We start from the raw sequence: 20,790 nt of genomic DNA, 5'->3' as shown, positions 1-20,790 counted from the left end.
GCGCCCGGGCCGCGGTGCGGCGGCGATCAGGAGGGGTTGACGTGGAACAGCGCGGCGCGCTCGCTGATCTTGCGGGCGCGGGCCAGGCGGGGCTTGTCCGAGCCGTCGCGGATCACGGAGCCGGAGGCCTCGAAGTCGGCGAGGAAGTCGACCGCCCACGCGACGTCCGCGCTGGACGGGCTGAACGACTCGTTGATGACGGCGGGCGTCTCCAGGTCCAGGCAGAGCTTGCCGGTGAGGCCGAGGGCGACGCCGTCCGCCGACTGCTCGCGCAGCAGCGCGTGGCTGGTGCCGACGGTGGGGCCGTCGATCGGGCCGGGGAGGCCGCCGATGCGGCTGGCGGTGACGAGGCGCGAGCGCGGGTACGCCATCGCGAGGGACTCGTTGGCCGTGCCCGTGTCGCGACGGTAGTCGCCGGACCCGAACGCCAGCCGGAAGGCCCCCGGGGCGCGCGCGATGCTCACGGCGTCCTCGATGCCCAGCGCCGACTCGACCAGCGGGATCACCGGCACGCTGCCGCCGAGCCGCTGGGCCGTGTCGATGACCTGGTCCGGCGACTCGGTCTTGGCGAGCATGACGCCGCGCAGGCCGTCGGAGTCCCACAGGGCGCGGACGTCGTCGGCCCAGGCCTGCGAGCCGCGCTCGTTGATGCGCACCCAGGCGCGGCCGCCCGCGGCGAACCAGTCGAGCACCTTGGTGCGGGCCTCGTCCTTGCGGCTGTCGTCGACCGCGTCCTCGCAGTCGAGGATCACCTGGTCGGCTCGGGAGAGCTGGGCGGCGTCGAACATGTCGTCGCGCAGCGCGGACAGCAACAGCCACGAGCGGGCGTTGGCGGGGTCCACGCGCGTGTCCTCGCGGGAACGTCGGCGTTCGGCGAGGTCGATCTCGGTAGTCACCTCACGATGGTAGGTTCCGCCGGCGCGTGGCTCAGCACGGCATCCAACAAGCGCAGGGCCGCGGACTTGTCGAGGGGCGCGTTGTCGCTGCCGCACTTCGGTGACTGGACGCACGCCGGGCAGCCCTCCGCACAGGCGCACGCGGCGATCGCGTCGCGCGTGGCGCGCAGCCAGCGGGCGCCCAGCTCGTACCCGCGCTCGGCGAACCCGGCGCCGCCCGGGTACGCGTCGTACACGAAGACGGTGGCCTCGCCGGTGTCGGGGTGCACCTCGGTGGACACGCCGCCCAGGTCCCACCGGTCGCACGTGGCCAGCAGCGGCAGCAGGCCGATCGACGCGTGCTCGGCGGCGTGCAGCGCGCCCGGCGTCTCGTCGGGGGAGACGCCGGCGGCCCGCAGCACGAAGTCCGGCACCGACCACCACACGGCGGTCGTGGCGAGCGTGCGCGACGGCAGGTCGAGCGCCTCCGTGCCGAGCACCTGCATGTCCGGCAGCCGGCGGCGCTGGAAGCTCACCACCTGGCTGGTGACCTCCACCGGGCCGAGGCCCCACCGCACAGGCCCCCAGTCGCGGCCCTCGACGGGCCGGTGGCCCTCCTCGTCGATGGCGATCTCCATGACCTCGTGCGACCAGGTGCCGTGCTCCACGTCCTTGCGCACCACGAGCGCCACGTGGTCGGCGAGGTCCAGGCGGTCGACGACGAACGTCGCGCCCTGGTGCACGTACACGGCGCCGTCGTGCACCTGCCCGTCGGCCGACCCGGCGTCGACGGTGCCGAGCATCCGCCCCGTCGTCGCCTCGACGACCCGCACGGGCCGCCCGCCGGACCCGCGCAGGTCCGCCATCGCCGACGCGGGCTGCGCGTGCGTCCAGTACCAGCCGGACGGCCGGCGCCGCAGCGCCCCGCGCGCGACGAGCACGTCGAGCACCTCGCGCACGGCCCGCGGGTCGCCGAACGCGGCGAGGTCGTCGGCGCGCAGCGGCACCTCCTGCGCGGCGGCGCAGAGCTGGGGCGCGAGCACGTGCGGGTTGGCCGGGTCGAAGACGGTGGCCTCGAGCGCGGCGTCGAACACCGCCTCGGGGTGCGTCACGAGGTACGTGTCCAGGGGGTCCTCGCGCGCGACGAACGCGACCAGGCCCTCGGCCCCCGCGCGGCCGGCACGCCCCGCCTGCTGCCAGAGGGAGACGCGGGTGCCCGGCCAGCCGGCGACGAGCACGGCGTCCAGCCCCGAGATGTCGACGCCCAGCTCGAGGGCGTTGGTCGTGGCCAGCCCGCGCAGCTCGCCGGTGCGCAGCGCCTGCTCCAGCTCCCGGCGCTCCTCCGGCAGATACCCGCCGCGATAGCTGGCGACCCGGTTCTCGAGCCCAGCCGCCACGGGGCGCAGGTGGTCGCGTGCCTGCTGCGCCACCGACTCCGCCCCGCGCCGCGACCGGGTGAACGCGAGCGTCCGTGCGCCGTGGGCGGTGAGGTCGGCGAGCAGGTCCGCCGCCTCGGCGGTGGCCGACCGGCGCGGGTGCTCGGCCGCGCCGCGGGTCGTGAGCACCGCCTCGGCCTCGTGCTCGGTGTGCGCCGGGTCGAGCGGGTCGGGCAGCGCCCAGGGGTCGTCGTCGTGCGTGGGCGTGTCGCCGGTCGCCCGCGACCGGTCGAACGCCGCCACCTCCGGCGGCTGCCACAGCGCGAAGGTCCGCCGCCCCGCCGGCGAGGCGTCGGCGGTGACCGCGACGACCTCCTCGGGCGGGACCCCGACCAGCCGCGCCGTGCTCGCCGCGGGCTCCGCCGTCGTCGCGCTGGCCACCACGAACACGGGCGAACTGTCCGACCCTGGGCCTGCTCCGGTGGGTCGTGCGTCCGACAGGCCGGCGGGCGTCGCGCGCGTGCCGGACGCCCCGCCCACCGCGGTGAACCGGGTGTCCGACGGAGGGCGGTAGTGGGCCGCCAACCGCGTGAGCCGCCGCAGCACCAGGGACACGTGCGCACCGAACACGCCGCGGTAGGCGTGGCCCTCGTCGACGACGACGTACCGCAGCCCGCGCAGCAGGCGCGCCCAGCGCCGGTGGCCGGGCAGCAGCGAGAAGTGCAGGAAGTCGGGGTTGGTGAGCACCACGTCGGCGTGCTCGGTCACCCAGCGGCGCTCCTCGGTGGGCGTGTCGCCGTCGCACGTCGCGACGCGGGGCCGGTCGCCGGGCATCCCCGCGACCAGCCGCTCGAGCCCGGCGAGCTGGTCGGCCGCCAGCGCCTTGGTGGGGGAGAGGTAGAGCACGGTGGCGGGCTCGGGGCCGCGCACCGCCGTGAGCGCGGGCAGCCAGAACGCGAGGGACTTGCCCGAGCCGGTCGACGTCGCGAGCGCCACGTGCCGCCCGGACCGGGCGGCGTCCGCGGCCTCGACCTGGTGGGCCCACGGGCGCTCGACGCCCAGCGCGCGGTAGCCGGCGACGACGCCCGGGTCGGCCCAGGCGGGCCAGTCCGCCGTCACCCCGTCGCGAGCGGGGAAGGTGCGCACGTGCGTGAGCCGGTCCGCCCGCGCCCCGTGCGCGGTGAGCACGTCGAGCAGCGGGTGCTGCTCGGGCTCGGGGGCGGAGACGGCGGGCACGGGCGACAGTCTCGCACCGTGCGGCACGCGAACGGTCGCGCCGGCGGGAGCCGCGGGCGCGGGTGAAACCTGTCCGGATATAGGGGGCAAAGCGACCAAGCAGCGTATTGTGGACGCGCCGTGCGCCGCTCCGGGTCTCGGAGCCGGGCCGCGCCCTCCCGACGCCGACGAAGGACCCACGATGCGCCACGCCTCCGTGGCGGCGACCGCCGCTGCCCTCCTCCTGATCTCCGCCGGGCCGGCGGCCGCCGGAGGCTCCGACGACGAGCCGCCGTACGAGGTCACCGCGGACGGGCTCACCTTGCCGGCTGGGGAGACGTTCCACTCGGCATCACACGTGAACGTCAAGTTCACGCTCCCGGGTGAGGACACCGTCCACGAGAACAACCTGCACGTGGAGACGACGGGATCCGGCAACTGGGCGGACCTGGACGGGAAGTCCTTCGTGCCCTGGGGCGCGTTCGGCGCGGTGCCCGCCAAGCGCGCCGACGTCAATCTGAGCGACCTGGACTCGTTCTGCATCACCTGGGTGCAGGTGGAGGGCTACGACGAGCACTTCGGTGAGGGTGAGCAGGAGCCGGTGTGCACCTCGACCACCGAGCCTGCGCCTGAGCCGTCCGAGTCCCCCGAGTCGTCGGAACCCCCTGTCACGGAGACGCCGTCGACGCCCGACGGGGCGCCCGCCCCCGAGACCTCGTCCCCGGCGACGCCCCCGCGGGAGGACGTGACCGAGGGTCCGGCCGCTCCTGGCCCCGCGACCGAGACGGCCGACGCCGGGTCCGGCGGCGACACGCAGCCTGCGCCTGCGGACGAGCCCGTGACGGCCCGACCCGAGGCGGCGGTGACGTCGGGCGACGCGCTGCCGGCGGTCGACGCCGAAGCTCCGGAGCAGGCGGTCGCGCTGGCGGAGGGCGACGTCGACCAGGCGACGCCCGTCGCCGACGAGCTGCCGCAGACGGGCGCGGCGGTGGTGTGGACGGCCGTCGCCGCGGCGGCGCTCCTGGCCGCGGGAGCCGTGCTGCTGCTCGTGCGGCGCCGTCGTCGCGCCTGAGGGGCAGGTCGGGCATGTCCCGACTTGGGTGAACCGCGCGGAGGCGGAGCCCTGTCGCGTTTTGCGACGGAATGGCGTCCGCATCCCGTGAAGAGGGTGTGACCGTTCCCGCACCGGTTTTGTTATCCGATCGTGACATCGTTCCCTGGTACGCATGCCTCGATCCACCGCCCGTCGATCCGTCGTGGCCGCAGTCGCCGGCGCGCTCGTCACCTCCGCCATGGTGGTGCCGGCCGCGGCCACCGCCGCCCCCGCCTCCGCCGCCCCGGCCGCCGTGTCGTCGTCGGTGCGCACCGCCGCCACGAGCGGCGGCGTCCGCTGGGTGAAGTGGAACAGGGCCACGCTGACCAAGACGCCGTCCAGCAGGTCCCGGGCCGTCGCCCGGCCCGACGACGGCACCCGGCTGCGCGTCCTCGACCGCGGCACCCACCGCCTCCAGGTGCGCACGCCCGCCGGCAAGGTCGGCTGGGTGTCCAAGAACGCCGTCACGTCCGTCAAGCTCAAGGACGTCTCCGGCACCCGCTACACCCGGGGCAAGGTCGCGCTGACGAAGGACGTCGGCGCGGGCTCGAAGGTCGTCAAGCGGGTCCGCCTCGGCACCAAGGTCGCGGTCCTGGCCCGCACCACGGGCCGCGAGCACAACCGCGTCAAGGTGCGCGTGCCGGGCGGCAGGACCGGCTGGATCTCGACGAGCCGCATCACGAAGCGCAACGTGTGGGGCCAGCTCGCGCGCTGCGAGTCGGGCAACAACCCGCGGACCAACACCGGTAACGGCTTCTACGGCCTGTACCAGTTCACCGGCCGCACGTGGCACGCCGTCGGCGGCAAGGGCATGCCCCACCGCCACAGCCGGTCCGAGCAGACCAAGCGCGCGCAGATCCTCCAGGACCGCGCCGGCTGGGGCCAGTGGCCGCACTGCACCCGCAAGCTCGGCCTGCGCTGACGCCGCGCCCCCGGTGATCGAGCCTGTCGACATCCGGGGACCGGGTTTCGACAGGCTCAACCAGCGGTCACAGGTCCGACAGGCTCAACCAGCGGTCACAGGTCCGACAGGCTCAACCAGCGGTGACAGGTCCGACAGGCTCAACCAGCGGTGACGGGGTTCCGACAGGCTCAGCCGGCGAGCACGGCCTGCATCGCGCGGGACAGGTACCAGGGGTCGACGACGGCGGTGAGCTCGCGCGCGGAGTGCATCGACAGGATCGCGGCGCCGACGTCGACGACGCGGATGCCGAGGCGGGTCGCCGTGATCGGCCCGGTGGTGGAGCCGCACGGCACCACGTTGTTCGAGACGAACTCCTGGCTCGGCACGCCGGCCGCGGCGCACGCGGCCTGCCAGCGGGCCGCGCCGTGAGCGTCGGTGGCGTAGCGCTGGTTGGCGTTGATCTTGAGGATCGGCCCGCCGCCCGCGTGCGGGTGGTTGGCCGGGTCGTGCCGCTCGGGGTAGTTCGGGTGCACCGCGTGCCCGACGTCGGACGAGACGCACAGCGAGGCCGCGAACGACCGGGCCCGCTCGTCCTCCGACGCGCCGAGCCCGGCCGAGACGCGGCGCAGCACGTCCTCCAGGAAGGGACCGGCGGCGCCCGAGCGCGAGCCCGAGCCGATCTCCTCGTGGTCGAACGCCGCGACGACGCCGATCCCGGCGAGGTCCTCGGGCTCGACGGCGAGCAGCGCCGCGATCGCGGCGTGCGTGGAGAGCTGGTTGTCCAGCCGCGGCGACGCCCACAGCGCCTCGCCGATGCCGAACGCGCGCGGCGGCTGCGTCTCGGCGAGCATCACGTCGTAGCCGAGCACGTCCGCGGCGTCCACGCCCTCGCCCGCCGCCGCGGCGAGTTCCGCCAGCACGTCGGCCTGCGCCACGTCGCCGAGCCCGACGACGGGCTGGGTGTGCCGCTGCTTGTCGAGCGTCAGGCCGTCGTTGGCCGATCGGTCCAGGTGAATGGCGAGCTGCGGGATGCGCGCGATCGGGCCGGTGCGCACCAGGTGCTCGGCGGTGCCGCCCGAGCCGTCCGACGTGACGAGGCGGCCGGCGAGCTCCACCTCCCGGTCCAGCCACGAGTTGAGCAGCGGCCCGCCGTACACCTCGACACCGGCCTGCACCCAGCCGTCGCGGCCGGTGGTCGGCCTCGGCTTGAGCTTGAAGCCGGTGGAGTCGGTGTGCGTGCCGAGGATCGTGAACGGCGTCGTCGCGCCCGCCGTCGGCGGCACCGCGAACGCGATCACCGACCCGTCGCGCACGACGACGTAGCGCCCGCCGGGTGCGACGTCCCACGCGGCCGTCTCGTCCAGCCGCACGTATCCGGCCGCCTCCGCGCGCCGGGCCACCTCCTGCGCGGCGTGGTACGACGACGGCGAGGCGGAGACGAAGGCTCCCAGGTCCTCGGTGTGGGCGCGGGCTGCTGCGGGGACGACGTCGGGCATGACCGTCATCTTCCCACGCCCGACCGGGCCGGTCCCGGGCGCGACGTCGAGCGGGTGCCGGGTGTCAGCCGCCGGCCGTGATGTCGTCCCACGAGCCGGTGACGAGCTGGTCCCACGAGCCGTCGGACCCGTCGATCACGAGCCGCCAGCCGGTGTACCCCTCCGAGTCGGCGGGGCGCATCCGCTCGGCCTCCTCGGCGGTGACGGCCCCGGCGTCCACCACAGCCTCCCAGTCGCTGTCGTAGGTGGAGCAGGACGCGTCCCGGGTGACGGCGGGCCAGTACGTCAGCGACTGGGGCACCAGGCGCCCGTCGCCGGTGCTGATCGTCCCCTCCGAGGTGCAGGCGCGGGTGCCGGAGAGCAGGCGGGCGAGGATGGCGTAGACGTCCTCGTCCTTCTCGGCGGCGGGGAGCTCGAGGAGCTCGCGCGCCGTGCGGTTGCCCCAGTTCGCCGGGTGCCGCTCGGAGTCGGCGAGCTCGATCAGCCGCTCGTCGTCGCACGCGAGCGCGGCGTCCAGCATCGCCGTCGCCGTCGCCTGCACGGTCGCGGGGAGGTACGTGAGGTCCGGGGTCGGCAGGTCGAGGCCGGCGGCCGAGCAGCCGCCCTCGCCGGACGACGGCTCGACCCCCGCGTCGCCCCCGGGGGCGACGAGCGTCGCGCCCTCCGCGTCCACCCGGACGGAGAGCCAGGGGCCGGCGACGACCACGGACTCCCGGAAGTCGTCCGACCACACGACGTCGTAGGGCGTGACCTGGTACTCGCCGTCGGGCAGCGAGGCGCCGTACGCGGTCGTGCCCTCGGTCTCGCCGTCCGGCGCGCACGTGGTGAGGGTGGAGTCCTCCGCCGTCCGCTCGAACGTCCCGGGGTGGATGTCGACGGAATCCTCGGTCATGTCGATGCCGAGGTCGACCACCTGACCGTCCTGCGCCCACAGCAGGGTGGGGCCGACGAGCACGCCGTCGTCGGGCGGCGTCTCGTCCACGGTGGTCCAGGTCGGCAGGCGAAGGGTCGCCGGCTCGTCCGTGGCGGGGCCGCCCAGGTGCGGGTCGTTCCCTGTGACGACGATCTTGTAGCCCTGCGCGCGGGTGGTCGGCACGTCGCCCGCCGGCATGCCGCACGTCAGCCCGGTGCCCTCGAGCCAGCCCGGCTGGTAGCCCGGACGGACCAGGTCGGCGGCGCGCGCGCTGTCCGCAGAGGTCTCGGTGCCGGACGGCGACGGCGTCGGGCTGGTCGCGGGCCCGGGCGCGGGCTGCGGCGTGTCGGGCAGCAGCGCGGCGCCGCCCAGCACCAGCCCGGCGGCGACGGCGAGCGTCGTGGCGCCGATGCCGGCCTGCTTGGCCGTGCGCCGGCGCCGGACCCGGCGTCGGACGGACCCCAGCGCGTCGTCGAGGGCCGACGCGGTCGCCCCCAGGCCGGCCAGCGCGTCCAGCTCGCGGCGCAGCGCCTCGTCGGTGCGGGCGTCCGCCCAGTCGTCCCGCGCGTGGTTCGTGCTCATCGTCCGGCCCTCCGTCCCGCCGTGGTGCTCGTGCTCGCGGTGGTGCTCGTGGTCGTGCCGGCCGCCGTTCCGGTGGCGCGCGCGGCGCCGTCGTCGGGGACGCGCAGCACGTCGCGCAGCGTCGCCGTCGCGTCGGCGAGGTAGCGCTTGACCGTGCCCTGGGCGAGGCCGAGCGCGCCGGCCACCTGGGGCACGGTGAGGTCCTCGAAGTAGCGCAGGACGACGCACGCCCGCTCCCGCGGGGCCAGGCGCCCGAGCGCGGCGGCGACGTCCGCCCGCGCCGTCGCGCCGGACGCCGCGCCGCGGACCCGGTCGTCGGTCGCCACGAGCGGGCGCGCGGCCTGCCACCGCTTGCGCCGCCGGTGCTCGTCGAGGAAGAGGGTGAGGACCGCGCGCCGCACGTACGCCTCGCTGGTGCCGCCCCCGTCCAGCGGGTGCACGCCCGCCCCGTCGGGGACGTCGCTCGACGGCGCACGGCGCAGCCGCGCGAACACCTTGACCAGCGCGTCCTGCACCAGGTCCTCCGCGAGCCGCTGGTCCCCGCAGAGCACGTAGGCGTACCCGACCAGGGCGCGCCCTCGCACCCGTGCGAGCTCGGCGAGCTCGTCCTCCCAGCGACTCATGGGTCCCCTCCCGTGCCGTCCTCACCCCCTGGGACGGTCGGGGGGCGGGAAACGTTGGGGCCCGGTTCCCACGGCGGTTCGTGACGGCCGTCACATGTGGGTAGACTCCCCGCATCCCGCCGTCAACGGCGACGGCGGGACCTTACCGCCGGACGGTCAACGCCGTCCCCGCCGGGTCGAGGAAGCACGTCAAGGAGGACGGATGCTCACGTTCGGTTCCAGCAGCATCACGATCGTCGCGGTCATCGCCGTCATCGGGCTGGCCGCGCTCGTGTGTGCGGCCACCCTGCGGCGGCAGGTGCTCGCCGCCCCCGACGGCACGCCCGGCATGCAGGAGATCGGGCGGGCCGTGCAGGAGGGGGCCTCGGCGTACCTCAACCGCCAGTTCCGCACGCTTGCGCTCTTCGCCGTCGTGGTGTTCGCGCTGCTGTTCCTGCTGCCGGGAGACGGCGGGGTCCGGGTGGGGCGGTCGATCGCGTTCCTGGTGGGCGCCGCGTTCTCCGCCGCCATCGGCTACCTGGGCATGTGGCTCGCCGTGCGGGCGAACGTGCGCGTGGCGGCCGCGGCGACGCGTGCCGACGGGCGCGCCGAGGGCGCGCGGATCGCGTTCCGCACCGGCGGCGTCGTGGGCATGTCGGTGGTGGGGCTGGGCCTGCTGGGCGCGGCGCTCGTCGTGCTCGTCTATCGAACCGACGCGCCCGCCGTGCTGGAGGGCTTCGGCTTCGGCGCCGCGCTGCTGGCGATGTTCATGCGCGTCGGCGGCGGCATCTTCACCAAGGCTGCCGACGTCGGCGCGGACCTCGTCGGCAAGGTGGAGCAGGGCATCCCCGAGGACGACCCGCGCAACGCCGCCACCATCGCCGACAACGTGGGCGACAACGTCGGCGACTGCGCCGGCATGGCCGCCGACCTCTTCGAGTCGTACGCGGTGACCCTCGTCGCCGCGCTCATCCTCGGTAAGGCCGTGATGGGGGAGCAGGGCCTCGTCTTCCCGCTGATCGTCACCGCCGTGGGCGCGTTCGTCGCGCTGCTGGGCGTGCTCGTCACCCGGGTGCGGGGCAGCGAGAACGGGCTCAAGGCCATCAACCGCGGCTTCTACCTGTCCGCCGTCGTCGGGGCGCTGCTGGCCGCCGTCGCCGCCTTCGTCTACCTGCCGTCGTCGTTCTCCGAGCTGGGCGGCACCGCCGAGCTCGGCGACGTCACCGCCGACCCGCGCGTCGTCGCCTCGCTGGCCGTCGTCATCGGCGTCGTCCTCGCGGGCGTGATCCTGTGGATCACCGGCTACTTCACGGGCACGACGTCGAAGCCGACGCTGCACGTCGCGGCGACGTCGCGCACCGGCGCGGCCACCGTGGTGCTGTCCGGTATCGGGGTCGGCTTCGAATCCGCCGTCTACACCGCGGGCGTGATCGCCGCGGCGATCTGCGGCGTCTTCCTGCTCGCCGGCGGCTCGCTGTGGCTCTCGCTGTTCCTCGTGGCGCTCGCGGGCTGCGGCCTGCTCACCACGGTCGGCGTCATCGTCGCGATGGACACCTTCGGGCCCGTGAGCGACAACGCGCAGGGCATCGCCGAGATGTCCGGCGACGTCGACGACGAGGCCGCGCAGATCCTCACCGACCTCGACGCGGTGGGCAACACGACCAAGGCCATCACGAAGGGCATCGCGATCGCGACGGCGGTGCTCGCCGCGACAGCCCTGTTCGGGTCGTACGCCGACGCCGTGTCGACCGCGCTGGCCGACGTCGCCGAGCGGGGCGCCGGGCTCGTCCCGGCCATGCTCAGCTTCGAGATCGTGTCGCCCGTGACGCTCGTGGGCGTGATCCTCGGCGCGGCGACCGTGTTCCTCTTCTCCGGCCTCGCCATCGACGCCGTGACGCGCGCCGCCGGCGCGATCGTCTTCGAGGTGCGCCGCCAGTTCCGCGAGCACCCCGGGATCATGACCTACGAGGAGCGGCCCGAGTACGGCCGCGTCGTCGACATCTGCACCCGCGACTCGCTGCGCGAGCTCGCGACCCCCGGCCTGCTGGCGGCGTTCGCGCCCATCGCGGTCGGGTTCGGGCTCGGGGTCGGGCCGCTCGCCGGGTTCCTCGGCGGGGCGATCGGCGCCGGCGTCCTCATGGCCGTCTTCCTCGCCAACTCCGGCGGCGCGTGGGACAACGCGAAGAAGATCGTCGAGGACGGCGCGTTCGGCGGCAAGGGCTCCGAGGCGCACGCCGCCACCGTCATCGGCGACACCGTCGGCGACCCGTTCAAGGACACCGCCGGCCCCGCGATCAACCCGCTCATCAAGGTGATGAACCTGGTGTCGGTGCTCATCGCGCCCGCCGTCGTGATGCTGAGCGTGCCGGCCGACGCGAACCAGGCGCTGCGCATCGTCATCTCGCTCGTCGCCGCGGCGGTCGCCTTCGGCGCGGTCGTCATGTCCCGCCTGCGCGCCGCCCGCGTGGACCGCGAGCAGGCCGACGAGACGGCGAGCGTCCCCGCGACGTAGTTCCCGACCCGCCGAGGTAGTTCCGGGATCCCCGAGGTAGTTCAGATTCCCGCGAGGTAGTTCGAAACCCGGCGAAGTAGTTCAGAACCCCGCGAGGTAGTTCCGAACTACCTCGCGGGAATCTGAACTACCTCGCCGGGTTTCGAACTACCTCGCGGGGGCGGGCTACTGGCCGGTGCGGCCGTCGATGCACTCGCGCAGCAGGTCGGCGTGCCCGGCGTGGCGGGCGTACTCCTCGACCAGGTGCTCAAGGATGTCCCGCACGGTCGAGCTGGTGTCGTCGAACGCGACGTCGCGGGCCATGTCGTCGTCGGTCTGGCCGGCGAGCCAGGCGTCCGCCGCCGCGGTCTCGCGCCGCCAGGCGGCCCACGCCTCCGCGACGACGTCCGGGTCGGCGACCGCGCCGTCGAAGTCCCAGTCCGGGCCGCCGTCGGCGACGTAGAGCTTCGGCAGGTCCATCCGCCCCTGCAGCACGCGGCGGAACCACGAGTGCTCCACCTTCGCGAGGTGCCGCACCAGCCCCAGCAGGGAGAGGGTCGACGGCGGCACGGAGCGGCGCGCGAGCTGCTCGGCGTCCAGCCCCTCGCACTTCATCTCGATCGTGGCGCGGTAGGAGCGCAGGTAGGACCAGTGGGTCTGCAGCTCGCCCACCGGGTCGGCCCACTGCTCGCGGGGGTCGTCCTCGGGGTCCACCCACAGGTCGGGGAACCGGCGCACCTCGGACGTGGCAACGGGGTCTGTCATGACGGCCATCCGACCCCCACGCGCGGTGCGAGCACAAGGTGATTTGCGGTGGGTCACGCGGGCGTGGGCTAGCCTCACGACGTGCCCGACGACGACGTCGACCCGCTGGAGCGCGTGCGCGCGCTGTGCCTCGCGCTGCCCGAGGCCACCGAGCGGCTGAGCCACGGCGAGCCCACCTGGTTCGTGCGGCGGTCGTTCGTCATGTACTCCGACCACCACCACGGCGGCCCGCTGGCCGTCTGGTGCGCGGCCGCGCCGGGAGTCCTCGAGGAGCAGGTCGAGCGGGAGCCGCAGCGGTTCTTCCGCCCGCCGTACGTCGGGGCGCGCGGGTGGCTCGGCGTCCGGCTCGATGTCGACGTCGACGGGGACGAGCTGGCGGGGATCATCGAGGACGCCTACCGGCAGGTGGCGCCCGCGCGGCTGGTCGCGCGGCTCGACGAGGTCTCCGGGGCGTCGTGACTCTCGGGCGGCCGGCCCGGTGAACTCTGTGTTTCCGGCCGTGCCGAGCTGCCCCGGGCGCGCCATGCTGGGGGCGCGGGACGGCCCCTCGGGTGCCGTCCCCGGCGGGACGACGGCGTCCACGCCCGACGACGAGAAGGGGACCCATGAAGCTCTCACGCACCGTCGCGGTGCTCGGCACCATGACTCTCGCAGCGACCACCTTCCTCAGCCCGGCGGCGGCGGACGACCGCCCCGACAGTCCGGGCCGCGGGCCCGAGCGCGACGCGGCGTCGGCCGGCGCCGCGTCGTTCGCCGAGCTCGCGCGCACGGCCCAGCGCTCCGGCCCCGGCCACCACGGCGGCAGCGGCGGCGGCACGACGACCGGCGCGATCGACATGCCGCGCGCCTACCCCTACCAGCCCGACCTGACCGTGTTCCCGCCGGCCGACGACGACGCCACCGACCTCAACGGAACGATCGCCCACGACCAGCTCGCCCCGCGGCTGACGGAGCTGATGGAGTCGAGCGACCGCGTCTCGACCCAGGTGGTGGGGCGCTCCACGGCGGGTCGCGACCTGTACCTGGTGACCGTGACGGCGCCGGAGTCCCGCCGCGAGACGGAGCGGCAGTCCCGCTGGCGGGAGGAGATCCGCACCGCCCCGGAGCGCGCGGCGTCCGACCGCCGTCTGGCCGCGGGCTACAAGACCCCGCTGTGGATCAGCGCCAACATCCACGGCAACGAGTGGGAGGGCACCGACGCGGCGATGCAGGTCATCGAGTACCTGGCGACGGCGGACGACCGGGCCACCGCCGCGCTCCTCGAGGACCACCGGCTCTACTTCTCGCTGACGCTCAACCCCGACGGACGCACCCTCGGCACCCGGGCGACGAGCCTGAGCCTCGACGCCAACCGCGACATGATCACCGGGGCGACGCCGGAGTCGCGGTCGTTCGTCGCGACGGCACAGGCGCTCCAGCCGCTCTACGCGGCCGACTTCCACGGGTACACCGACGTGCTGCAGGTGGAGCCGTGCGGGCCGCCGCACGGCCAGAACTACGAGTACGACCTGTTCATCCCGCACGGGTACGCGATCGCGCGCCAGGTGGAGGACGACGTGGTCGCGGCGCAGATCCCCGGGAACACCTACTACGACCCGGCGACGGACGAGGCGGTCGACGAGAACACCGGCTTCATCAAGATCCCGTACCGCGACACGCCGTCCGGGTGGGACGACTACCCGCCGATCTTCACCGCCCAGTACGCGGCGTTCCACGGCGCCACGACCAGCACCGTCGAGCTGCCGAAGGGACGGACCGGCCCGGCCACCACGCCCGAGGACGCCGCCATCAACACGGCGGTGGCGAAGCGGACGATGACCTCGATGATCGACTACCTGGCCGGCCACGACGACGCCATGCTGGCCGACCAGATCGAGGCGTTCCGCCGGGGCGCGGAGGGAGAGCCGAAGGACGCGCTGTCGGTCGACGACGTAGCGGCCGTGCCCGGGCCGGACGAGTGGAAGCAGCACTGGGACGTGGTCGACGACCAGGACCCGGTCGACCTGCCGCGCGCCTACGTGATCCCCGTCGGAGACGGTCAGCGGTCGGCCGCCGACGCCGAGGCACTGGTGGACCAGCTGCTGTTCCACGGCGTGGAGGTGGGCACGCTGACGCGCAGCACCCGTGTCGGCGGGACGACCTACCCGCGCGGGTCGTTCGTCGTGGACCTGCACCAGCCGTTGCGCGGCCTGGCGAACGCCCTGCTCGACCTCGGCACCGACATCTCGGCGAAGGTGCCGTCGATGTACGACATCTCCGCGTGGAGCCTGGCGTCCCTCTGGGGCGCGACGGTCGACCGGGTCGGGTCGACCACGGACGGTCCGGTCGGAAAGGTCGTGCCGCTGCGCGGCGAGCCGTCCGACGCCCGCGTGCCGCACGGGGCGCGGCACGTCGCCTTCGACGTCGCGGGCGTCGAGGACTACCGCGCCCTCAACGCGCTGCTCGACGAGGACGTCCCGGTCTGGCTCCTGGACGACGGACGGGCCGTCGTCGGGCGTGCCGACGGCCGGATCCTCCGGGAGGTCGCGCGCGAGCACGACGTGCCGTTCGAGGCGGCGACCCGGCAGGAGCTGCGCCGGCTCGACGCGGCGGCGCAGCTCGACGACCTCACGGTCGCGTACGCCGGCACCCAGGACGACCTGCTGTCCCTGACCGAGCTCGGTTTCGACGACCTGGTCCGGGTCACCGCGGCCGGCATCGAGGCCGGCGCGGCGACCGGGACGACGGGGCTCGAGGACGCCGACGTGCTCTGGGTCGGGTCGTCGCTGACGCTGCCCGCCGGCGGCGCGGGCCGGGAGGCCGTGCAGGACTGGGTGGACGACGGCGGCTCGGTCGTGGGCCGCACCGCGGCCGCGTTCGCCGTGGCCGAGACGTACGGGCTCGTCGAGGGCACGGCGGTCACGGGCAACCGGGCGGGCAACGGGATCGTCGACGTCGACACCGCGGGCTCGTCGTTCCTGTCGGCGCACCCGCAGGACGAGGCGTTCGTCTACCCGGCGACCTGGTTCACCGACCTGGGCGAGGGCACCACGGTCGAGCAGTCCTACGACGCGGACCGGCCGTTCCTCGCCGGCCACTGGGCGCCGTCGGACGCGGGGTCGGACGGCCCCGGCGCGGCGGCAGGTCAGGCGGCCGTGGTCTCGGGCGAGGCGGACTCGGGGGCGCGGGCCGTCGTGTTCGGCACGTCGGTGTTCTTCCGCACCCACCCGAAGGGCGGCCTGGGCCAGGCCGCGCAGGCCCTCTTCTGGGCGACCTCCGGCGACTGACCCGCACCTGCCGCCCGGGCCGACGCCCCGGGCGGCAGGGCGGGGCCGGACCGCAGGATCAGGACGCGCGGCCGCGCCGCACCACCCCGCCCGCGACCGCCGCTCCGACCCCCACCGCCGCGGCGACGCCGAACGCCCACCACAGCTGGGTGCGCAGCGGCACCAGCAGCGCGTCGACCGTGTCGTCGAGCACCTGCCGCCCCGACTCGCCGACGTCGAGCCCGGCGAAGCCCGCGTGCACGGCCTCGGGCAGCAGCACGAGCAGGAGCAGCATCGCCACGGCGACCAGCGCGCCCGTGACGGCCACGGTGCGCAGGCGCCGCCCCGGTCGCGCGACGAGCGCGGCCAGGACGGCGAGGAGCACGGTGGCGGGCAGGGCCCACGGCGTCCACCGGTCCAGCGCCGCGACCGCCGACTGCGCCGTCGACAGGTCGTCCGACGCGTACAGGACGACGTCGGCGCCCGTGGTCGCGAAGCCCTCCGGGACGGGGAGGCCGCGGTTGCGCAGCGCCTGCCCGACAGCCTCCAGGAACGGGTCCAGCGGCAGCGTCACGACGCCGTCCGCCGCCTCGACGACGTCGCTGTCGTCGCGGAGCACGGCGACCGCGGAGGCGTGCCCCTGCCGGCCGGCCTCCTCCCACGCGGGCGGGAACGCGTCGGACCGCACGAACACGTCCGCGACCTCGCCGACCACGGGCTTCAGCGCCCCGGCGAGCACCCCCGAGTCGATCTGCCCCGTGACCGCGTCGGTCAGCGCCTCGGCGACGGCGTCCTGCGTCGTGATCTCGTGCGCCAGCGGCGCGGTCGCGGCGACGTACGCGTCGGTGTCGAGCACCGTGCCCTCGACGTACCGCGCCGGCATGGTGACCACCGCCGCGAGGACGGCCAGCGCGACCAGCACGCCACTGAGGAAGCTCCGCACACCTGCCATGGCTGGCACGCTACGCGGCCCTCGAGGTCGCGACAGCCCGGCGCTACAGCCCGGTGCGCCCGTCGATGCACTCGCGCAGCAGGTCGACGTGCCCCATGTGCCGGGCGTACTCCTCGAGCACGTGCAGCAGGACGTCGCGCGCCTCGACGGTGCCGCCGTCGTAGGGCACCTCGCGGCCCATGTCCTCACCGGCGAAGCAGTCGTCGGCGTCCTCGACGGCGCGGTGCCAGGCGTCCCAGGCCTCGTCGACGCAGGTCGCGTCGGGCAGGGCGCCGTCGAAGTCGACGTCGGGGTAGCCGGGCAGCTCGAAGGGGCCACGCTCGTCGCGGCCCTGCAGCACGCGGCGGAACCAGTGGTGCTCGACGTTCGCGAGGTGCCGCACCAGCCCGAGCAGCGACAGCGTCGACGGCGGCACGGAGCGGCGTGCGAGCTGCGAGGCGTCCAGGCCTTCGCACTTCATGACCAGCGTCATGCGGTAGCGGCACAGGTATTCCCAGAGGGTCTCCTTCTCGCCGACCGGATCGATTCCCGTCGCTCGTGGGTCGTTCTCGGGATGCACCCAGAGGCCGGGCGTGGTAGTGGTCACGCGCGTAATCTGGCCGAACGCCCGCCACGGGTCAAGCGACCCCCTCCCACCTGCGACGACGTTCCGGCGCGCCGGGCTCTCCCGGTAGCCTTCGGCAGCATGAGGGCCAGCAGGAGACGCGCCGCGGGCCCGTCCCGCGGCCCCTTCGGTCGCCTGAGGCGACCGGTTCCGGGGCCGTGGCGCCGCCCCGTCTCCCTCGCCGCCGCGGGGGCGCTTGCACTGCTCGCGGGGCTCGGTGCCGGCTTCGCCTCCGGCGTCGTGTCGGACCGCGGCGCTCCGGCCGCCGTGGTCGACCTGACGGGCCCGCCCGACGAGTGCCCGGTGGTCCAGGCGGCGTGGTCGAGGTCGGCGGCGCTGCAGGTCGAGATGACGGCCGACGACCCGGCGACCCTGCGCCGCGGCTTCCTCGGCGCACGGGACGCGCTCGCCGACGCCGTGCCGCCTGCTGCGGTCCGTGACGACTGGCAGACCGTCGCGACCTACGTCGGCACGGTCGCCGACCGGATCGAGCAGGCCGACGAGGACGACGTGGCCGCCGCCGTCGCCGGGGCGCTGGCCGCCCTGGACACCGAGGCGATGACGGCGGCGTCGAACCGGGTCACGACCTTCCTCAAGGACGGCTGCGGCGCCGCGGACGCCGACCGCGACCCGCAGGACGACGCGCCCGCCAGCTGACCGGTGATTTCCGCGCGCGGGGGCGGTGACGCACCATAGGGGGATGCGTCGCGCCCGCCTCCTGCCCCGCCACCTCTCGGTCGTCGTCGTGGGGACGCTCCTGACGGGGGGCGCGCTGGCCGGGTGCGGGTCGTCGGGCAGCGCCGACGAGCCGGTCGCGGAGCCCGCGCCGGCGGTGTCGATCCCGGGCGACCTCTCGATGGGGGTCGAGGGGGAGCCGAGCCGGTCGAAGGACTCGGGGTCGGACTCCGCGGCGTCGCCCGACCCGAGCGACGCCGCGAAGGACGACGGCGACGCCGGCAAGGACGAGAGCAAGGACGACTCCGGTCTCGACCACGAGACGTGCGCCGGCCTGCAGCAGGCCTGGTCCACCACGAACCGGGCACTCGTCGACCTCAGCCCCGAGCACCCGCGCGCCCTGGTGCAGAGCTTCCGCACCGCCGACGACGCGATGACGGAGGCGGAGCCGCCCGCCGACGTGGCGAAGCCCTGGGGCGCGATGGCGGACTACCTGGGCAGCGTGGCGACGGCGTTCGAGGGCGTCGACGAGGACGACGCGAACGCGGTGAGCTCCGCGATGGCGGACGCGATCACCGCCGACGACACGGCGGCCGCGACGGCGGCGGCCAAGGACATCACGTCGTTCCTGTCGACCGAGTGCGCGGGCCGATGACGACGGCCGGCTCCGCGCCGACGCCCGCCTCGACCCCCGTCCCCGGCGCGCGGGACGAGGCGGCGGCCCTCGTCGAGGCCCTGCGGACCGGACTGGCCGCGGCGGGCTACACGGTGGACGGCGTCGGCGAGCTGCTGGGCGACGTGGCGTCGGCGGCGCTGCACCGCGAGCAGACGGTGCCCGCGCGCCGCGCCCTCGCGCGCGTCGCCGCTGCGCACGAGCCGCGCGCGGCGCTCGCGAGCCTCTTCCTGCTCGGCGACGACGTGCCGCGCGGAGCCCTGGACCGCGCGCTGCCCGGCCTCGGCACCGCCGGTGCCGTCCGCCTCGGCCTCGTGGCTGCCGCCGGCGAGGCCGCCGACGACGCGGTGCGTGCCGTCGTCGACCTGCGCCCGTACGCCGCCGTGGACGCGGGCGGCGAGGCGTCGTGGTGGCTGGCGAGCGACCTGGCCGAGCTGGCCACGGGCGGCCGGCTCGCGACCGACCACGTGCTGGGCGCCGGCGGCGCCTCCACCACGCTGGCGCAGGTCACGGCCCGCACGCCGGTGGGCCGCGTGCTGGACCTCGGCACGGGCTGCGGCATCCAGGCCCTGCACGCCGCCCGGCACTCCCGCCACGTCGTGGCGACCGACCTCTCCCGGCGCGCGCTGGGCTTCGCCCGGTTCAACGTCGCCCTCAACACCCCGGCGGCCGAGGTCGAGCTGCGGCAGGGCTCGATGCTCGAGCCGGTGGCGGGGGAGAGCTTCGACCTCGTGGTCTCCAACCCGCCGTTCGTCATCACCCCGCACGCCGGGGCCGCGGGAGCCGCGGTGGCGGAGGCGCTGGGCGACTACGAGTACCGCGACGGCGGCCGCTCCGGCGACGACCTCGTCCGCGACCTGGTGCGCGACGTCGCCGACGTGCTCGCGCCGGGCGGCGTCGCGCAGCTGCTGGGCAACTGGGAGCACCGGCGCGGCGAGCCGTGGGACGAGCGCGTGGGCGCGTGGCTCGACGCGGCCGGCCTCGACGGCTGGGTGATCCAGCGTGAGGTGCTCGACCCGGCCGAGTACGCCGAGACCTGGATCCGCGACGGCGGCACGACGCCGGAGCGCGAGCCCGGCGCGTGGGCCGCCGCCTACGGGGCGTGGCTCGACGACTTCGCCTCGCGCGACGTCGAGGCCGTCGGCTTCGGCATCGTCACGCTCCGGCGGCCGGCGGACGGCGCGCGCCCCACGCTCCGGCGCCTGGAGGAGCACACCGGGTCGGTGCACCAGCCGCTCGGCGCGCACGTCGCGGCGTCATTGGCGGCGCACGACTGGCTCGCGTCGCGCGACGACGCGGCGCTCGAGCGGGAGCACCTCGTGGTGGCCGACGACGTCACCGAGGAGCGGTTCCACACGCCCGGGCAGGCCGACCCGAACGTCGTCGTGGTCCGGCAGGGCGACGGGCTGGGCCGCGGCGTGCACGCGTCGACCGGGTTGGCGGCGTTCGTCGGGGTGTGCGACGGCGAGCTCGCGGTGGGGCAGATCGTCGGCGCGCTCGGCGCGCTGCTCGACGTGCCGGCCGACGACCTGCGGGCCGAGCTGCTGCCCGCCGTCCGTGGCCTGGTGCGCGACGGCTTCCTCCGCCCCCTCGAGGGTTGAGCCCGTCGAGACCCGGATCCGGGATCTCGACAGGCTCGATCACCGGACCCGGTGGTTGAGCCCGTCGGGACCCCGCCCCGCCCGGTACCTCTCCTGGGAGCCGGCCGGACGTGGGCTGTGCCACATGGGGAGATCTCCCCGTCGCGCCGGGGCGCGCGAACGGACGCGGTCGGCGACCATGGTCACCATGCGCAACCGACTGACCATGACCCGTGCCACCGCCCTTGCCGCCGGCGCCCTGCTCACCCTCGGCCTGGCCGCGTGCAGCGGCTCGGGCGACTCGGGGTCCGACTCCTCCGGCGAGGGCACGACGACCGCCGCCGAGGAGCAGGCGCCCGAGGAGAGCACCGCCGCCGAGGAGGAGGCTCCCGCCGACGAGGCGGCCGGCGGTGACGTCTGCGGCGCCGTCCAGTCCCTCACCGAGGCGTCGTCCGCGATGAGCGACGTCGACCCGTCCGACCTGCAGCCCACGGTCGACAAGCTCGAGGAGCTCACCACCACGCTCGAGGGCGTCAGCGAGCCGCCCGCCGAGATCGCCGACGACTGGGGGACGCTCACGACGTCGTTCCGCACCGCGTCGGACGGCATCGCCGCCGCGGCCGAGAACCCCACGGACGCCGAGTCGATGACCAAGCTGCAGGACGCCATGTCCGCGATGACCGGCTCCGAGTTCCAGGAGGCCGCGCAGGCCGTGGGCACCTACGCCGGGACGAACTGCTGACCTTCGA

Annotated in this window: 17 protein-coding genes; 9 read left to right on the top strand and 8 right to left on the bottom strand. The window is 75.2% G+C overall.

The features are described from left to right. Positions 1 to 26: 26 nt before the first annotated feature. A complete protein-coding gene (locus tag AAG589_RS15280) occupies positions 27 to 896 on the bottom strand; it encodes an HpcH/HpaI aldolase/citrate lyase family protein (protein ID WP_446719751.1) in 870 nt (289 codons plus the stop codon). Then, positions 893 to 3,487 (bottom strand): DEAD/DEAH box helicase, encoded by a 2,595-nt coding sequence (locus AAG589_RS15275; RefSeq protein ID WP_430568133.1) that lies wholly within the window; start codon positions 3,485 to 3,487, stop codon positions 893 to 895. The genes AAG589_RS15280 and AAG589_RS15275 overlap by 4 nt, the downstream gene beginning before the upstream one ends. 181 nt (positions 3,488 to 3,668) lie before the next feature. Between AAG589_RS15275 and AAG589_RS15270 the strand changes: the two genes are divergently transcribed. After that, positions 3,669 to 4,538 carry an LPXTG cell wall anchor domain-containing protein gene (locus tag AAG589_RS15270; RefSeq protein WP_430568132.1) on the top strand — a complete coding sequence of 290 codons (870 nt, stop codon included), beginning with the start codon at positions 3,669 to 3,671 and terminating at the stop codon, positions 4,536 to 4,538. Between the two features lie 154 nt (positions 4,539 to 4,692). Then, complete coding sequence (locus AAG589_RS15265; RefSeq protein ID WP_430568131.1) at positions 4,693 to 5,481, top strand: transglycosylase family protein; 789 nt, start codon at positions 4,693 to 4,695, stop codon at positions 5,479 to 5,481. Between the two features lie 170 nt (positions 5,482 to 5,651). On the opposite strand, the gene AAG589_RS15260 is transcribed toward AAG589_RS15265, so the two are convergent. The 3 genes from AAG589_RS15260 to AAG589_RS15250 form a co-directional block, all read right to left on the bottom strand. Then, complete coding sequence (locus AAG589_RS15260; RefSeq protein WP_430568130.1) at positions 5,652 to 6,959, bottom strand: M18 family aminopeptidase; 1,308 nt, start codon at positions 6,957 to 6,959, stop codon at positions 5,652 to 5,654. A gap of 64 nt (positions 6,960 to 7,023) precedes the next feature. Beyond that, positions 7,024 to 8,454 (bottom strand): hypothetical protein, encoded by a 1,431-nt coding sequence (locus tag AAG589_RS15255; protein WP_430568129.1) that lies wholly within the window; start codon positions 8,452 to 8,454, stop codon positions 7,024 to 7,026. Then, the gene (locus AAG589_RS15250) at positions 8,451 to 9,077 is read right to left on the bottom strand and encodes a sigma-70 family RNA polymerase sigma factor (RefSeq protein ID WP_430568128.1); all 627 of its coding nucleotides are present in this window, start codon (positions 9,075 to 9,077) and stop codon (positions 8,451 to 8,453) included. Before AAG589_RS15250 ends, AAG589_RS15255 begins: the two co-directional genes overlap by 4 nt. A gap of 202 nt (positions 9,078 to 9,279) precedes the next feature. Here AAG589_RS15250 and AAG589_RS15245 point away from each other — a divergent pair, with 202 nt between their 5' ends. Beyond that, positions 9,280 to 11,568 carry a sodium-translocating pyrophosphatase gene (locus tag AAG589_RS15245; RefSeq protein WP_430568127.1) on the top strand — a complete coding sequence of 763 codons (2,289 nt, stop codon included), beginning with the start codon at positions 9,280 to 9,282 and terminating at the stop codon, positions 11,566 to 11,568. Positions 11,569 to 11,733: 165 nt separating this feature from the next. Here the strand turns inward: AAG589_RS15245 and AAG589_RS15240 are convergent, their stop codons facing one another. Beyond that, on the bottom strand, positions 11,734 to 12,312 hold the full coding sequence (locus AAG589_RS15240) for a DinB family protein (RefSeq protein ID WP_430568126.1): 579 nt from the start codon (positions 12,310 to 12,312) through the stop codon (positions 11,734 to 11,736). Positions 12,313 to 12,393: 81 nt separating this feature from the next. On the opposite strand from AAG589_RS15240, the gene AAG589_RS15235 reads away from it, so the two are divergent. Continuing rightward, positions 12,394 to 12,771 carry an MmcQ/YjbR family DNA-binding protein gene (locus AAG589_RS15235; RefSeq protein WP_430568125.1) on the top strand — a complete coding sequence of 126 codons (378 nt, stop codon included), beginning with the start codon at positions 12,394 to 12,396 and terminating at the stop codon, positions 12,769 to 12,771. Between the two features lie 146 nt (positions 12,772 to 12,917). Further along, positions 12,918 to 15,578, top strand: coding sequence for a M14 family zinc carboxypeptidase (locus AAG589_RS15230; protein WP_430568124.1), 2,661 nt, complete (start codon positions 12,918 to 12,920; stop codon positions 15,576 to 15,578). 58 nt (positions 15,579 to 15,636) lie between these two features. On the opposite strand, the gene AAG589_RS15225 is transcribed toward AAG589_RS15230, so the two are convergent. Both AAG589_RS15225 and AAG589_RS15220 read right to left on the bottom strand, forming a co-directional pair. Further along, positions 15,637 to 16,509 carry a hypothetical protein gene (locus AAG589_RS15225; protein ID WP_430568123.1) on the bottom strand — a complete coding sequence of 291 codons (873 nt, stop codon included), beginning with the start codon at positions 16,507 to 16,509 and terminating at the stop codon, positions 15,637 to 15,639. 43 nt (positions 16,510 to 16,552) lie between these two features. Further along, positions 16,553 to 17,095 carry a DinB family protein gene (locus tag AAG589_RS15220; protein ID WP_430568122.1) on the bottom strand — a complete coding sequence of 181 codons (543 nt, stop codon included), beginning with the start codon at positions 17,093 to 17,095 and terminating at the stop codon, positions 16,553 to 16,555. 99 nt (positions 17,096 to 17,194) lie between these two features. Between AAG589_RS15220 and AAG589_RS15215 the strand changes: the two genes are divergently transcribed. The 4 genes from AAG589_RS15215 (at position 17,195) to AAG589_RS15200 (ending at position 20,783) form a co-directional block, all read left to right on the top strand. Next, positions 17,195 to 17,770: a hypothetical protein gene (locus AAG589_RS15215; RefSeq protein ID WP_430568121.1), complete on the top strand. Its 576-nt coding sequence runs from the start codon at positions 17,195 to 17,197 to the stop codon at positions 17,768 to 17,770. Between the two features lie 43 nt (positions 17,771 to 17,813). Next, positions 17,814 to 18,443, top strand: coding sequence for a hypothetical protein (locus AAG589_RS15210; protein WP_430568120.1), 630 nt, complete (start codon positions 17,814 to 17,816; stop codon positions 18,441 to 18,443). Further along, positions 18,440 to 20,062 (top strand): DUF7059 domain-containing protein, encoded by a 1,623-nt coding sequence (locus AAG589_RS15205; RefSeq protein WP_430568119.1) that lies wholly within the window; start codon positions 18,440 to 18,442, stop codon positions 20,060 to 20,062. The genes AAG589_RS15210 and AAG589_RS15205 overlap by 4 nt, the downstream gene beginning before the upstream one ends. 187 nt (positions 20,063 to 20,249) lie before the next feature. Continuing rightward, the gene (locus tag AAG589_RS15200) at positions 20,250 to 20,783 is read left to right on the top strand and encodes a hypothetical protein (protein WP_430568118.1); all 534 of its coding nucleotides are present in this window, start codon (positions 20,250 to 20,252) and stop codon (positions 20,781 to 20,783) included. The last annotated feature ends 7 nt before the right edge of the window (positions 20,784 to 20,790 follow it).

The organism is Isoptericola sp. F-RaC21 (genome assembly GCF_038593535.1).
In the GTDB taxonomy this organism is placed as follows: Bacteria; Actinomycetota; Actinomycetes; order Actinomycetales; family Cellulomonadaceae; genus Isoptericola.
Note: the sequence above shows the minus strand (reverse complement) of the source record. Positions and strands in the feature narration are given on the sequence as shown.